The 16,486-nt window shown below is 38.3% G+C and carries 12 protein-coding genes; 1 reads left to right on the top strand and 11 read right to left on the bottom strand.

Annotation, left to right across the window (positions count from 1 at the left end):
• Positions 1-65 precede the first annotated feature (65 nt).
• The 3 genes from KO561_RS00060 to guaB form a co-directional block, all read right to left on the bottom strand.
• Positions 66-1,403, bottom strand: a complete 1,338-nt coding sequence (locus KO561_RS00060; protein WP_231095079.1) for a D-alanyl-D-alanine carboxypeptidase family protein — start codon at positions 1,401-1,403, stop codon at positions 66-68.
• 104 nt (positions 1,404-1,507) lie between these two features.
• Positions 1,508-2,194 carry a uracil-DNA glycosylase gene (locus tag KO561_RS00055; RefSeq protein ID WP_231095078.1) on the bottom strand — a complete coding sequence of 229 codons (687 nt, stop codon included), beginning with the start codon at positions 2,192-2,194 and terminating at the stop codon, positions 1,508-1,510.
• 119 nt (positions 2,195-2,313) lie between these two features.
• Positions 2,314-3,786 carry an IMP dehydrogenase gene (gene guaB / locus KO561_RS00050; protein ID WP_231095077.1) on the bottom strand — a complete coding sequence of 491 codons (1,473 nt, stop codon included), beginning with the start codon at positions 3,784-3,786 and terminating at the stop codon, positions 2,314-2,316.
• A 208-nt stretch (positions 3,787-3,994) separates the two neighbouring features.
• Between guaB and KO561_RS00045 the strand changes: the two genes are divergently transcribed.
• The gene (locus KO561_RS00045) at positions 3,995-4,948 is read left to right on the top strand and encodes a YaaC family protein (RefSeq protein ID WP_231095076.1); all 954 of its coding nucleotides are present in this window, start codon (positions 3,995-3,997) and stop codon (positions 4,946-4,948) included.
• 53 nt (positions 4,949-5,001) lie between these two features.
• Here KO561_RS00045 and KO561_RS00040 read toward each other — a convergent pair whose 3' ends face one another.
• The 8 genes from KO561_RS00040 to dnaA all read right to left on the bottom strand — a co-directional run bounded on the left by KO561_RS00040 (position 5,002) and on the right by dnaA (position 16,486).
• Complete coding sequence (locus KO561_RS00040) at positions 5,002-6,093, bottom strand: HD-GYP domain-containing protein (protein ID WP_231095075.1); 1,092 nt, start codon at positions 6,091-6,093, stop codon at positions 5,002-5,004.
• 757 nt (positions 6,094-6,850) lie between these two features.
• Entirely contained in the window at positions 6,851-9,328 is a 2,478-nt protein-coding gene (gene gyrA, locus KO561_RS00035) for a DNA gyrase subunit A (protein ID WP_231095074.1), read from the bottom strand.
• A gap of 302 nt (positions 9,329-9,630) precedes the next feature.
• A complete protein-coding gene (gene gyrB, locus KO561_RS00030) occupies positions 9,631-11,556 on the bottom strand; it encodes a DNA topoisomerase (ATP-hydrolyzing) subunit B (protein WP_231095073.1) in 1,926 nt (641 codons plus the stop codon).
• A 70-nt stretch (positions 11,557-11,626) separates the two neighbouring features.
• Positions 11,627-11,911: an extracellular matrix regulator RemB gene (gene remB, locus KO561_RS00025; protein WP_231095072.1), complete on the bottom strand. Its 285-nt coding sequence runs from the start codon at positions 11,909-11,911 to the stop codon at positions 11,627-11,629.
• 14 nt (positions 11,912-11,925) lie between these two features.
• Positions 11,926-13,038: a DNA replication/repair protein RecF gene (gene recF, locus KO561_RS00020; RefSeq protein ID WP_231095071.1), complete on the bottom strand. Its 1,113-nt coding sequence runs from the start codon at positions 13,036-13,038 to the stop codon at positions 11,926-11,928.
• Positions 13,039-13,055: 17 nt separating this feature from the next.
• A complete protein-coding gene (gene yaaA, locus KO561_RS00015; RefSeq protein WP_231095070.1) occupies positions 13,056-13,274 on the bottom strand; it encodes a S4 domain-containing protein YaaA in 219 nt (72 codons plus the stop codon).
• A gap of 528 nt (positions 13,275-13,802) precedes the next feature.
• Complete coding sequence (gene dnaN / locus KO561_RS00010; protein WP_231095069.1) at positions 13,803-14,945, bottom strand: DNA polymerase III subunit beta; 1,143 nt, start codon at positions 14,943-14,945, stop codon at positions 13,803-13,805.
• A gap of 185 nt (positions 14,946-15,130) precedes the next feature.
• Positions 15,131-16,486 carry a chromosomal replication initiator protein DnaA gene (gene dnaA / locus KO561_RS00005; protein ID WP_231095068.1) on the bottom strand — a complete coding sequence of 452 codons (1,356 nt, stop codon included), beginning with the start codon at positions 16,484-16,486 and terminating at the stop codon, positions 15,131-15,133.

Below are 16,486 nucleotides of genomic sequence, written 5' to 3'. Positions count from 1 at the left end.
GTAAATTGGAAAAATACCCAACTATTTAGGTGTGAATTCCGATATGTGATACATTTTACGTTTTGTTAGAACCATCCTTTTACGGTATCTGCGATACCAGAGAATAGATTAGAGAAGAAATCTCCGATAGAACCCATTGTTAACATAAACCAATTTGCTTTTTCTACGGTTGAAGTAGCCACTAAATCTACCGTTTGACTTTTCCCTTTATCTAACACGTAGCCATAATCATTTTCTCCTGTATAAGTAACTTCCATCGTACCGACTTTATCTCCTTTTTTGACAGGAGCAATCAGTTCTCCGTCTTCAGAAAGCTTGTCTTTATCTAAATGGTACGTTACTTCATACGCTTTTTCTTCCCCGTTTTTAATAGCAGTTTTGACATAACTAGCTGTTGCAATTTCTACTTGATCCTCTTTCCCTTTAGCTACAGGGATAACAGACTCATCCTTTACTTGATAGCCTTCTGGGTATAATTCTTTGTTGGTAAATGTGTTAAATCCATATTCCAACAATTTTTTCGTTTCTACAAAGCGAGCTTCTTTACTAGAAGTCTTCATCACAACAGAAATCAATCTACGACCGTCACGTTCAGCTGTACCTGTGAAACAGTAGCCCGCTTCGTCCGTCCATCCTGTTTTTAATCCATCTACACCTTCCATATAGAACTGTTTAAAGTTCGTATCTTCCCATGGAAGCATCCAGTTTAAGTTTTGCAATTCTCTACCGTCTAATTCAGATCTCATCGTACTAGAGATTTCTAAAGCTTCTGGGTAATCATTCACAATATGGTACCCAATGATAGCCGCAGCCTTTGCAGACAATAAGTCTTGTCCTTTAGGGTCCGTTCCTTCTGGATATTGATCCCCTAAATCTGAATTTGCAAGTCCAGTAGTATTTACAAATTGAGAAGATTCCGTTAAACCCCATTCTTTCGCTTTCGCATTCATCATTTTTACGAATTCGCCTTCAGATCCTGCAATTAGTTCTGCTAGGGCAATGGTTGTCGCATTATCTGAAATAATCGCCATTCCTTCATATAATTGACGAACCGTATAATCTTTACTTTGGGTTAAACCTATACCTGAAAACTCTGCATTTGCAGAAATTGAATATGCATAATCACTTATTTGGGTTGTCGTATCCCAACTAATTTGGCCTTTATCAATAGCCTCTAATACTAAGTATTCTGTCATCATTTTTGTCATACTTGCTGGAGGCAATTTTATATCTGGCTGTTTGGCATATAAAATTTTTCCTGTTTCTGCATCAATTAAAATCGCAGATTCTGCTTGAACATCAAAACTATCTGCACTTGTGACTGTCGGGTTTACACTAAACGTTGTTAAAGTTAGAAGCACCGCCATGATAGAAATCAAAGATGCCTTAAAAATACGTCTCAACTTTCTCTACCTCCACCAATAATAGTTTACATCTAGGCTATTTTATCACACGTAATAGGAAAGGGAAACTTCCTTTTGTAGGGGACTGGAATGCGATTTTTTTCTTATCGAGATTGTACCCTTGATAGACTCCAATCTATTGGTGCTACGTTCCGAGCTTTTAAAAATTGATTTGTTTTAGAAAAAGGCTTGCTGCCAAAAAATCCTCTTCTCGCGGATAATGGACTTGGATGTGGAGAGGTGATGATATCATGATGCTCTATATCAATCCGCTTTTGTTTTTCTTGAGCGTGTTTTCCCCATAATATAAAAACGATCGGTTCAGATTGTTGATTTAATACGTCAATCAGTCGGTTCGTAAACGTCTCCCACCCCTTTTTTTGATGTGAATAGGGCTCCCCATCACGAACCGTTAGGACCGTATTCAAAAGAAGGACCCCTTGTTTAGCCCAATTCGCTAAATAGCCATCAGATGGAATAGGGACATTCAGATCATCCTGTAATTCCTTAAACATATTTCGTAAAGAGGGTGGAGTTTTTTGTCCAGGTTGTACAGAAAAACTTAGACCATGTGCTTGGTTTGGACCATGATACGGATCCTGCCCTAATATACATACTTTACAACCGGAAAGACTTGTTAAACGTAGAGCTTCCCACACCTGTTTTTTCTTAGGGTACACCGGATAATTTTGATATTCATCCTCCAAAAATTGCATTAAAGACTGGAAATACTCTTTCTCCATTTCTTCTTGGATAATAGGTTTCCAATCGTTATCTGGTAGAAGGAACATTTCTTTCCACCTCATTTCCCTTATTTATTCTTTTAGATTAATTGTAGCATTTTGAAAGAAGGAATAAAAAAACTAACATACCCTTGGATATGCTAGTTTTCCTTTTATGCTTAAACCTATTAAACCGAGTAATTCGGAGACTCTTTAGTAATCTGGACATCATGAGGATGACTTTCTCGTAATCCGGCACCAGTCATGCGAATAAATTGTGCATTGTTACGCAAATACTCCAAATCTTTGGCTCCACAATAGCCCATTCCAGAGCGAAGTCCCCCGAGAAGTTGGTGAATAGTATCCGCTAGTGGCCCTTTATAAGCAACACGTCCTTCAATACCTTCTGGAACTAACTTCTTCGCTTCGTCTTCGGTATCCTGGAAATAGCGGTCTTTCGAACCAGATTTCATAGCAGCAACTGATCCCATTCCGCGATACACTTTATATCTTCTTCCTTGGAAGATTTCTGTTTCACCAGGGCTTTCCGTAACTCCTGCAAACAGACTTCCTAACATAACCGCATGCGCTCCAGCTGCTAGTGCTTTGGCAACGTCACCTGAATATTTGATTCCACCGTCGGCAATAACAGGAACACCATGCTTACTAGCTTCTCGAGCACAATCATAAACAGCTGTAATTTGTGGTACCCCAACACCAGCTACGACTCGTGTTGTACAAATGGAACCAGGTCCAATCCCAACCTTTATAATATTGGCACCCGCTTCAATCAATTCTCTTGTCGCTTCTTCTGTAGCAACATTTCCCGCAATGATATCTATTTCAGGGTATTGCTTGCGAACGTTTTTCACAGAATCAATCACACCTTGTGAGTGACCATGTGCCGTGTCAATGACTAACACGTCAACGCCCGCCTCCACTAACTTCTCAATCCGCTTCATTCCATCAGCTGTTACACCTACAGCAGCTCCTACTAGAAGTCTACCTTGTGCATCCTTTGCGGAATATGGGAATTCGATGACTTTTTCAATATCCTTAATCGTTATAAGCCCTTTTAATACTCCCTGATTATCTACTAATGGCAGTTTCTCTATTTTATATTTTTGTAATATCTCACCAGCTTCTTCTAAGGTGGTTCCTACCGGTGCCGTTACAAGATTGTCACTTGTCATCACTTCGGAAATCTTGATGGAGTAATCTTGTATAAAGCGTAAATCACGGTTTGTTAAAATACCAACTAAAACCTGTTCTTCTTTATTGTTCACGATTGGTACACCAGAAATGCGAAATTTACCCATTAGGTGTTCTGCATCAAACACTTGGTTACCTGGCGTTAGAAAGAATGGATTGGTAATAACTCCACTTTCCGACCTTTTTACGCGATCTACATGCTCTGCTTGCTCTTCAATCGACATGTTTTTATGAATGATACCAATTCCGCCTTGTCTAGCCATAGAAATAGCTAGTTCAGCTTCTGTGACCGTATCCATCCCTGCACTAATTAGCGGCATGTTTAAGTGTAGTCTAGAAGATAAGTTTGTCTTAATCGACACATCTCGAGGTAATACCTCGGATTTAGCTGGAACTAGAAGCACATCATCAAACGTTAAACCTTCCTTTGCAAATTTGTCCTCCCTCATGATTCTCCTCCTTATTTGGTTTAAAAAAGTTGGTTAAGATAAGAATAGAAAAACGGCTTAACACGTTCTATACCGATACTTATTGTTATTTACAATACTTCAATCAATTTTCTTTTTCAACCATTATCTTACCTTTAAAAAGAATACAGAATTGTTTGACTATATTTTTTATAAAAGGAACCGTTAACATCCATGGAAAGGAGTAATTATGGGATTTTCATCTATTGAACAATTTGTTCACTACTTACAATCTGCTAGCACAGCTCAACAATTTTTACAAAAAACCTATCGAAAGCAAAACATAGAAGAAGCAGATACATATAGTTTTCAAAATAGCTATCGATTTTTATATTATATAGAGCATGGCCATACCTTTTACCAAACGGCAAAACAATCTCCCTTAACCGTTCAGCCTATCTTGTTGTTTTACGGAATGGTTCATCTCATTAAGGCATGCTTACTGACCCAAAGACCAGAGTACCCTGAAAATACAGCTGTCTTAGCTCATGGTGTTTCTACGAGAAAAAGAAAAAAACAAGATTACTCCTTTTTACAAGACGAAGTGAAAGTTCAACAAAAAGGATTATTCCCGTACTTTTCTAAGTATTTGTTTCATGTGGATTACGTGAACATGGAAAAAAGTAATATGGAGCAGCTTTTTGCTTCCATTCCAGAAATGACGGACATGTTTTATTTTCTTAGACAAGAACACTCATTAGTTAAAGTAGGGGATAGAGAAGAAAATATATTAATGTTTCCAGAGTACTTGCTAGATTACTATCATCTAACAGAAAACACCTTTAAAACGAGGTTAGAAAAAGATCTAGGAGAAATAGATATTCAAAAAAGAGAGAAGCTATATGACGTTCAACTTCATCAAACACGTCCGGCCCTTTCCAAGGGACCGTTGTTATTACATCGGGAACAAATGGCTTACTATTTCCCAATAAAACGTCACTACTATCACACATATGATGAAGTCATGATCCATTACTTATTGTTGTACAACCTTAGCATGATTTGTCGGTATGAAACAGAATGGTGGGGAGACCTCCTCCATACAAAAGCGAATGAAGATTTTCCATTCATAAAGGAATTTCTAAAAATAACCGCAGACAAAATTCCTTTCCTTCTAGGGGAATTTTTGTATCAGCAGCAGTGAAAAAAGGTAACATAAAGGACCCGTTACTTATTAAGCAATGGGTCCTAAGACACTTAAGTGAGGATTTCCTCCATATATAAATTTAAATCCTTTTTCAAGGTAATAATCTCCCCATTCACACGCACCATTGGACGTGTAGGAGTACTTTCTTCTAGAAAAACAATTTCCCCTATTTGTTGATTGGAAAGGCGAACCTTTGTCCCAATAGAAAAGCTAGTCAAACACTTCATTAAGGCACGCAACGCTTCATGGTCGAGTTTACCAAACTGTTCTCTATGCATTCTTTCAATCACTAGAAATGGAGATTGTTTCGGTTGATGAACACGCTCAGACGTCATGGCATGATACATATCACAAACCGCAATAATAGTAGCGTAAGGATGAATTTTAGACTTATCTACCTTCAATGGATAACCAGAGCCATCAAGACGTTCATGATGCTGTAATACAGCTAGCTTAACCCCCATAGATAAGGAAGCAATCTTTTCCACTAAACGATAAGAGAAAGTAGGGTGGTTCTGCATTTCTTTTAGATCTCGATCCGTGAATGTACCTTGCTTTCCTATTAAGTCTTCATCAATTCTAGCCATCCCACAATCAGCCAAAAATCCCGCAATCCCTATTTGGATCCATTCTTTTTGATAGCCCATCTGTCTGGATAGATAAGCAGATAAAATTCCTGTTGCTACGGCATGATGGTAAAAATAATCCTGTTTATTAGAATATTGATGGATTTTGTAAAGCTGGTCGCCAACATCATCTATTTTTTCAAACAAAGGTAAGACAAATTTACGCAGTTTATTGATATCAATACTTTGGCTACTTTGCCATCCCTCGAACAGTTTCTTAAACTCACGAACGGATTGAAAATACAAGTCTTCAAAGGTTTTTGGTTCCTCTGGTTGCACGGCCTTTTCTGTTTCCTTCTTATCCGAATCTTCAGGTAGGACTTCTTTTGGTATAAAAGGAGCACCGTAAGACAATCGGGATGAAACCTCCACTTTTTCTACTAAAAATTTACGCAGAAATTGAATGGTTTGTTCATCAAGAGCTGTATTCTTAGGGATAATAGGGCGATTGGTTTTACCCATTACATCTGAAACAACCAAACAACCTGGAACTAATTGTGATGGATGAACTAGCATGTTCTTTCTCCCCTTTTAATGTTTTACCATTCAACCTGTAGAGTGGACTATAATCCACATGTTGCTTTTCCAAGTATGGAACTCAAATGAGTAGTTGATATAAATTGCGACGTAAATAGTTAATCAAAAAACTATCCTTTTAATAACTGCTCGTTATACACGCGATGTTGATTTCCGCTGCGGGCTGTCGCTTTCCGCGGGCAACGCCTCAGCCAGGCTAATACATCGAATAATCATCTTTGCTGCCTTGCACCGAGGAAGCTTACTTCGAAGCGTTACTAGAAGACGCAGGTGCATCTTTTGGGGTCTTCGACTGTTGCTTTTCCCGCAGGAGTCGACAGCCCTCCACTCCAATCAACATGCCATAACAAGAGGACTAGATAAAAATCTTCACAAAGAGATTTATCATCGAAATGAAGGTCAAATCAAGATAAAGGATACGATAAAAAGAGTGAATCGAGTTTTGAAAAATCCACTTCCCTTCTGAAGAAAGATCCCATCAGCGTAGGCAGAATACGGAGACTCCTGCGGGAACAGCACGAGGTGAAAGCCCCGCAGGAAGTGGGTTTCTTCCGAGGAGATTGAGGCCGTGCCCGCGGAAAGCGGAGTATTCTGCCGGAGCGTCGGCATATAGCTTCACCACTTATGTCGCAGTCTATATAAATAGCAACAAACCAACAAACTATGCGAAAAAGTTTCTATAGAAAACCCCTGCTTGATTCAGCAGGGGTTAGCAGCTTAATCAGAAGGAAGGTGTTTATTCTTCTGTTTGTAGTTCCTCTTCATTTTCTATTTCTTCTTCCTCATCCGTATCAATACGAGCAACGGTTGCAACTCTTTCTTCCTCTTGTAATCGAATTAATCGTACACCTTGTGTATTTCTTCCCGTTACCGAAATACTCTCAACCGGCATACGAATTAAGACACCAGACACCGTAATGATCATGATATCTTCTTCTCCTGTTACAGCTTTTACTGCAACAATCTTGCCTGTTTTATCTGTAATATGGGAAGTGAATATTCCTTTACCACCACGATTTGTTATACGATACTCAGAGGCTGGAGTCCTTTTCCCATATCCGTTTTCCGTTACGTTTAATACTTGTAAGCCATCTTCAATGATTTCCATCGATACGACTTTATCATCGCCACGTAAGGAGATTCCTTTAACCCCAGCAGCTGTACGACCCATGGATCGAATTTGGTCTTCTGGGAAACGAATTAGGTAACCATTTTGCGTTCCAATCATAATATGCTTCGTACCATCAGTCAGTTTAACTGAAATAAGTTCATCATCTTCTCGAAGATTTAAGGCGATTAGACCACCTTTTCGAATATTACCAAACTGACTCAAGGCAGTACGTTTCGATACCCCATGTTTTGTCGTAAAGAACAAGAACCAATCATCGACGAATTCTTCAACTGTAATCACAGCATTGATCCATTCATCTTTTTCAATTTCTAACAAATTAATAATTGGGATTCCTTTAGCGGTACGACTAAACTCTGGTACTTCATATCCTTTCGCACGATACACTTTTCCTTTATTCGTAAAGAAAAGAATCGTATCATGTGTGGAAGCTGATACAAGATGCTCGACAAAGTCATCCTCATTCGTACCCATTCCTTGTACACCTCGTCCACCTCGACGTTGTGCACGATAAGTGGAAGAAGGTAGCCGCTTCACATAGCCCTGGTGAGTAAGTGTAATGACAATATTTTCTACAGGAATTAAGTCTTCATCTTCAATGAAGTCTGTTCCACCAATTACAATCTCTGTTCGGCGATCATCTCCGAAACGGTCCCGTAATTCCGTGAGCTCTTCACGAATAATTTCTAAGACTTTTTCTTCATCTGCTAAAATGGCTTTCAATTCAGCAATTAGTTTTTTAAGCTCTTGATATTCTTCTTCAATCTTTTCACGCTCTAAACCAGTTAAACGTTGGAGACGCATATCTAAGATTGCTTGAGCTTGCTTTTCACTTAGATCAAATCTCGTCATTAAACCTTCTCGAGCAATATCAGTTGTTTTCGATTGGCGAATGAGTGCAATTACTTCATCTAAATGATCTAAAGCAATCCGTAAACCTTCAAGAATATGAGCTCTCGCTTCTGCCTTCTTTAATTCATATTCTGTACGGCGACGGATGACAACCTTTTGATGATCTAAATAGTACTGTAACGCTTGTTTTAAGTTTAAAACTTTCGGTTGTCCGTCAACTAATGCCAGCATATTAATCCCGAAAGTAGACTGTAAGGAAGTTAGCTTATATAAATTATTTAAGATCACATTCGGGTTTGCATCGCGACGTAGTTCAATAACTACACGCATACCATTACGATCCGATTCATCTCGCAAATCGGTGATTCCATCAATTTTTTTATCGCGAGCTAGCTCCGCTATTTTCTCTACAAGCCTCGCTTTGTTTACTTGATAAGGTAATTCCGTAACCAGAATAGTAGACTTTCCATTCGCATGCTCCACAATTTCTGTTTTCGCACGGATGGTAATCGAACCTCTTCCAGTTTCAAATGCTTTTCGAATACCGCTTCGACCCAAAATTTGTCCCGAAGTTGGGAAATCTGGGCCAAAGATATAGCTTTCCATTAATTCATCAATCGTTATATCTGGATCCTTACTAACAGCAAGAACCGCATCGATCGTTTCGCTTAGATTATGGGGCGGAATGTTAGTTGCCATTCCAACCGCAATTCCAGAAGCACCGTTCACTAACAGATTTGGAAAACGAGATGGAAGAACAGATGGTTCCCGTTCTGAACCATCATAGTTATCCCGATAATCAATGGTATCTTTATTGATATCTCGCAGTAACTCCATCGAGATTTTAGACATCTTAGCTTCTGTATAACGCATGGCTGCTGCTGGGTCCCCATCAACAGAACCGAAGTTTCCATGTCCATCCACTAGCATATAGCGATAACTGAAGTCCTGGGCCATACGCACCATCGCTTCGTAAACCGCTGAATCACCGTGTGGGTGGTACTTACCGATAACATCCCCAACAATACGGGCAGATTTTTTATAGGCTTTATCCGCGTGCATTCCTAAATCGTTCATCGCATATAAAATTCTACGATGTACAGGCTTAAGTCCATCACGAACATCCGGGAGAGCACGGGAAACGATAACACTCATCGCATAGTCAAGGAAGGACGTTCTCATCTCTTGACCGATATTAATTTCTTGAACTTGTGGACGATTTTGGTCGACCATACGAATACCTCCTATTGGGTGAGGAAGAGAAAAAACGAACGGATAACATTATGAGGGGCTTTTCCCACACGATGTTCACCTATCTCTATTTCACATTTTCATCAACTTGTTCTATCTTCTGAGCTTTTATTGTCTGTTTCAAAAAGGAGGATAAAAAGCGCAGGAGCACATACTCTTATACACATCATAGGATGTAAGTATAAGTGCAGACTAAGGCTTTTCCTCCTTCCGTTCGTCAATCGCCAGCCTTCTTTACAGTTTAGACGGCACAGCTTTGATTACCGGACTTTTTGAACATCCTTTTATACGTCTAAATTCTTCACATATTGAGCATTGTCTTGAATAAAGTTTCTTCGCGGTTCTACTTTATCTCCCATCAACATGTCAAAAATTTGATCGGCATCCATAGCATCTTCTAAGCCAACTTGTAGTAACGTTCTTGACTCTGGATCCATGGTTGTTTCCCACAATTGGGTCGCATTCATTTCACCTAGACCTTTATAACGTTGTAAGCCTGGCTTTGGAGCCTTCGGAAGCTCTTCGATTAATCTATCCAGCTCTTTATCGTTATAAGCATAGTGAACAGCCTTCCCTTGTTGAACCTTATAAAGAGGTGGCTGTGCGATATAGACATACCCATGCTCCAACAGTGGGCGCATGAAGCGATAGAAGAAGGTTAACAACAACGTACGGATATGTGCACCGTCTACGTCGGCATCTGTCATGATGACGATTTTATGATATCGCGCTTTACTTATATCAAAGTCTTCCCCAATCCCTGTACCGAGTGCTGTAATAATCGTACGAATTTCATTGTTCGATAAGATTCTATCTAGTCTTGCTTTCTCTACATTTAGAATCTTTCCACGTAAAGGTAAAATTGCTTGGAAGTGACGATCACGACCTTGTTTTGCAGAACCACCTGCAGAGTCACCCTCTACGATATACAGTTCACTAATTGCCGCATTTCGAGAGGAACAGTCTGCTAGTTTTCCTGGTAAGTTTGAAATCTCCAAAGCACCTTTACGACGTGTTAATTCTCTCGCCTTTTTCGCAGCGATACGTGCACGTGATGCCATCAACCCTTTTTCTACAACAATTTTAGCTGTATCCGGATTTTCAAATAGGAATTTAGAGAAAAGCTCACTAAATGCCGAGTCTGTAATCGTTCTAGCCTCACTGTTTCCAAGCTTTGTTTTCGTTTGTCCTTCGAATTGCGGATCTGGATGTTTAATCGAAACAATGGCAGTTAAGCCCTCTCGAACGTCATCACCTGTTAAATTCGGGTCATTTTCTTTGAATAAATGATTTTTTCGTGCATAGTCATTTATGACACGTGTTAAACCCGTTTTAAAGCCAAACTCGTGCGTTCCACCTTCATAGGTGTGAATATTATTGGCAAACGAGTATATATTACTAGCAAAACCATCATTATATTGAAGAGCCACTTCTACGTTAATGTTATCTTCTTCTTTTTCCGCATAAAATGGTTCGTGTAAAACCTCTCTAGTACGATTAAGATGCTCAACGTAAGATTTAATTCCACCTTCATAATAAAACTTTTGGGCTTCAGAATCGTTTCGTTTATCTTCGATGGATATAGCTAACCCTTTGTTTAAGAATGCAAGCTCTCTCAAACGATTTGCTAATGTATCATAGTTATACTCCGTTGTTTCAGAGAAAATTTCTGTATCTGGAATAAAGTGTGTTCGCGTCCCAGTTACTTCTGTATCACCGACAATTTTTAGGTCTTCGTCCGGAATCCCGCGAGAAAAGCTTTGATAATGGATATGTCCATCACGATGAACAAATACTTCTAGCTTTATAGAAAGGGCATTAACAACCGATGCACCAACTCCGTGTAGTCCCCCAGATACTTTATAACCTCCGCCGCCAAATTTTCCCCCAGCGTGTAAAACAGTCATGATCACTTCTACAGCTGGTCTTCCTGTTTTTTCATGAGTTCCAACCGGGATTCCTCTCCCGTTATCGATAACCGTAATACTGTTATCCTTTTCAATGACGACTTGAATATGGTCACAGTACCCAGCTAGTGCTTCATCAATACTGTTGTCTACAATTTCCCATACTAAGTGGTGGAGCCCTTTTTCATTTGTCGAACCAATATACATACCAGGGCGTTTACGAACTGCTTCTAACCCTTCTAGTACTTGTATCTGACTTTCATCATAGGCTTGTTCTGTTTGAATTTTCTCTTCCATCGACATATCTTTCACCCACATTTTTAGAAGTATTTTCTAACTTAAAATTTCTATATACCAAACGGATTGCCGCAAATTATTCTTCAAATAACTCCGTGTAGTTTTCTAGTTTGCTAATCGTCGAAATCATACTAGTTCGTTTCTTTAATGTCAGAACAGATAGGGGACTATAATAAATGGCGTCCTTCGTAATCACAATCGACTTAATCGCTTCGTCTAAACTGTTTTGGACATTATCTGCTTTTTTTTGATTAACTAGCATTTCTTCATTAATCGTGGAAGACGATACAATTTGATAATCTATAATAGCAATAACGTCTTCTGATTGAATGACATGATCACTTCCAATATGGATAAACATTAAAATCCTCCGCTCTATCCAATGATCTTTCCATCTTCCACTCGGAAAATTTCCGCTTTATTAAGTGTTGCATGATTGATACCATCCACGTTGGTTGTTGAAACAAAGGTTTGAACTTTCCCTTGAATAGTATCGAGCAAATGAGATTGCCGGTAATCATCCAATTCACTTAATACATCATCTAAAAGTAAAATTGGATATTCGCCAACTTCACTATGAATCAGTTCTATTTCCGCTAGCTTTAACGATAATGCTGTTGTTCGTTGCTGTCCTTGAGAGCCATATGTCTGAACATCTTTTTCGTTGACATAAAAGGCCAAATCATCTCGATGTGGACCAATTAATGTATTTCCTCGTTCCACCTCTCGCGATTCGACTTCTTTAAACTTTTCTGAAAATATACTAGATATTTTTTCCTTATTATGGCTTTCTGATACATCAACCGAGCATTGATACCTAATTTCTAAGTTTTCCAATCCACGACTAATCCCTTGATGAATGGGCTGTGCCCATTTTCTTAACAATTCTAAAAACAAAAAACGTTTCTCTATGATAACAGCAGCATGCTCAATGAGCTGATCCGTAAGAACGTGAAGCATCGTACGATCACCTTTTTGATTGCGCTGAAGATCTTTCAATAAAAAGTTTCGTTGTTTTAATATCTTTTGATATTGGCCGAGATGATGAATGTACACAGGCTGCACTTGGCCAATTTCCATATCAATAAACCGCCTTCGGATTTGTGGATTTCCTTTTACAAGGTTTAAATCCTCAGGTGCAAACATGACAATATTTAATGCACCAATATAATCACTTAATCTTCTTTGTTCGATATGATTAAGCTTTGCCTTTTTTCCTTTTGAAGAAAAGATAATTTCTAAGGGAAAGGTGCGATTTCTCTTAAACACACTACCTTCTATTTTAGCATATTCTGCGTCCCATTGAATCAATTCTTTATCTCTTGGAGTACGGTGAGATTTAGAGAATCCAAGTACATAGATAGCTTCCATCAAATTTGTTTTTCCTTGAGCATTTTCCCCGATAATGACATTAATCTTGTCATCAAATGTCACATCTAGTTGCTCATAATTCCGATAATGCTTAAGGGTTAATTGGCGAATGTGCATACTCTTACCCTTTCCAATTATTGTTGTACGACTTGAAAGGTGCCTACCCCTTCCACTTTTACCGTGTCTCCAGGATAAAGCTTTCTTCCTCTGCGGTTTTCAAATTCATCATTAACGAAAACACCGTTCTCCGCTAAGAACATTTTGACCATTCCGCCTGACTCCAAAATATTAGCCAATTTCAAAAATTGGCCTAACGGAATATATTCAGTATGAATTTCAATTTTTTCATTCATTTCGTATCACCTTATTTTTTAGCCTTCCTTTTATTTTACTAAAGATTTCACAATAAAGAAAGAAATCCAAGAAAACAGTGTTTTATTACATTGTTTTTGAGATAGGTGTCTAAAAAAGATTGTTTCTTTTCAAAAATTTATTCTTAACTAAATTAGTTGATTTAAATTGAGACTGAAACTTTATTGTTAAATTCTTCTCTTCTCTAGGTTCAACTTATTGCATCGCTCCGGCAGAATGTTCCGCTTTCCGCGGGCACGGCCTCAATCTCCTCAGAAGAAACCCACTTCTTGCGGGGCTTTCACCTCGTGCTTTCCCGCAGGAGTCTCCACATTCTGCCTACGCTAAGCTAATATTTTTCATAATTTGGTGAAGTTTTATTTCTAATCTAAGAAACAAGTTCAGACGAAAAATCTCAACAAACTATGCGAAAAGACCCTTGGAATAAAGGGAATAAAAAACACAATTTTGTTTGGATATGAAAAAAAGAAAAGCTCTTATCGCTATCGGAAACGATAAGAGTCTTTTGGTTAATACGTACGAACCGGCAAGATAAGTTGGAGAATTTGGTCATTGTCAATCGGGCGAATAATAAATGGACGCATCGCACCGGTGAATTCAATTTTCACTTGATCACTATCAATTGCTTTTAGTGCATCCATCATGTATTTAGCACTAAATGAAATTTTTAACTCTTCGCCATCAATTGATTTCGCTGTAATTTCTTCTTCCACCTTTCCAACCTCTGGTGAGTTACTACTAATCTCTACTTGATTCCCATCCTTTGTTTGGAAGCGAACCACATTGTTTCGACTTTCTTTTGCTAGTAAAGAAGCACGATCAATGGCTTGCAACAACTCTTTTGTTGGACTATGCACAATAGTTTTGCTTTGCTCAGGAATCAAACGAGACGTTTCTGGGTAATTCCCATCTAATAATCTAGATAAGAAGAAAACATGTTGGGTCCGGAATAGAATTTGATTTTCAGTGACACTGATTTCGATGCTATCCTGAGAATCTTCAATGATTTTATTCAATTCAATTAAGCTTCTTCCAGGGACGACAACACTAGAGATCTGCGGTAAGGCTTCCTCTGATTGAAGTGGGATTTTCCTAGATGCTAACCGGTGACTATCTGTTGCCACGAAGCTTAACGATCCATCTTCAATGCTCATGTTTACCCCTGTTAAAATAGGGCGAGTCTCAATGGTAGAAACTGCAAACACAGTTTGTTTAATTAATCCTTTTAATAAATCAGAAGCAATTTCAAAGCTATTTTCTGTATGAAGCTGTGGCAATTGAGGATATTCCTCTGCATCTAACCCATTTAAATGGAATTCTGCACTTCCAGAGCGAATCGTAACTTGTAGATTGGCATCTGATTCTATTTCTACAGTCTTTTGTGGGAGCTTACGAACAATTTCAGGGAAATATTTCGCTTGTAACACGATACTTCCTGGTTCAATTTGTTCGACATGAATCATTCCATTTTCTTCAACAGGAATAAAAGATTCTATGGAAATATCTGAATCACTTCCTGTTAATTTTATTCCTTCATGGGAAACTTCAATTTTAATTCCACTTAATATAGGAATCGTAGTTCGAGAAGAGATGGCTTTCATTACATCTTGAACACTATTCATTAATTGGTCTCGTTGGATAACAAATTTCATAAATAAAAATCCTCCTAAAGGAAGTCATATATATATTTATTATTAATAAAATATAGTAGTAATAGTAATAGGGCCTGTGATTATGTGGATAACTTATAAAGAATAAAGCTATCGCACAAAAAACACTTGTGGATAATGTGTTGATAGTTTGTATCTATTTTGCACACTATTCACATGTTGATAACTTAAAAAGATTTTAAACTTTCTTTAATTTCTTCGATATCTCGTTGTAATAATTGATCCTCACTTATTAGTTTGGAGATTTTTTCATGTGCGTGAATAACGGTTGTATGATCTCTACCACCAAATTCTTCTCCTATCTTAGGAAGAGAAAAATCAGTTAATTCTCTCGATAGGTACATAGCAATCTGACGAGGAAAAGCAATCGATTTCGTTCTCTTCTTTGCAACAAATTCCTCTAGTTTCACATTATATTTTTCCCCAACAACTTCTTGAATTGCTGGAATAGTAATAACACGAGGCTTAGAACTAGGAATAATATCTTTTAATGCCTCAGCTGCAAGCGATGCGTCGATATCCTTATTGATTAAAGAAGAGTAGGCGACCACGCGGATAAGGGCACCTTCTAATTCTCTAATGTTTGTGTCGATTTGATTTGCAATATAAAGCATAACCTCATTCGGAATATCAAGACCTTCCGCTCGTGCTTTTTTCCGTAAGATCGCAATTCTTGTCTCTAAATCCGGTGGAGTTATATCTGTAATCAATCCCCATTCAAAACGAGAACGAAGACGATCCTCTAATGTAGGAATCTCTTTTGGAGGACGATCACTAGATATAACAATTTGCTTACTTTCTTCATGAAGGGTATTAAACGTATGGAAAAACTCTTCTTGTGTTTGTTCTTTTCCTGCTAGAAATTGAATATCATCAATTAGTAGAACATCTACGTTTCGATATTTATTGCGAAAATTAACCGCTTTGTTGTCTCGGATGGAGTTAATAAACTCATTCGTAAACTTTTCAGATGATAAATAGACGACTTTAGCAGACGGATTATGATCCAAAACATAATGGCCAATTGCGTGCATTAAGTGAGTTTTTCCTAGCCCTACGCCGCCGTAAATGAACAGCGGATTGTACGCCTTGGCTGGAGCTTCTGCAACAGCTAAAGATGCGGCATGTGCAAATCTATTTCCAGAACCAATGACGAATGTATCAAACGTATATTTAGAGTTAAGCATAGATTTAGGAGAATCATTGCTAGCTTGTACAGAAGTTTGATCAGGTGCTTTTTTCTTTGTTGGCTTCACTTGATCAATGTCACTTTCGATTTCTGGAATAATAAATTTCGTCTTCAGTCTGGCACCTGTCACTTCGAATAAGGCATCAGAAATAAGCGTTGTATATCTGCTCTCTAGCCAGTCTCTTGCAAATTCATTTGGAGCGGAAATAATAAGCGTATCATCCTCCAATGAATCCGCCTTCGTATTTTTTAACCATGTATCATAGCTAGGCTTGCTTATTTTTTCTTGGATGGATTGAAGTGTGCTAGACCATAGCTCAGCTATATTTTCCAA

The organism is Radiobacillus kanasensis (genome assembly GCF_021049245.1).
Lineage (GTDB): Bacteria > Bacillota > Bacilli > Bacillales > Amphibacillaceae > Radiobacillus > Radiobacillus kanasensis.
The sequence above is the reverse complement of the archived record's forward strand: the minus strand, read 5'-3'. Positions and strand labels throughout refer to the sequence as shown.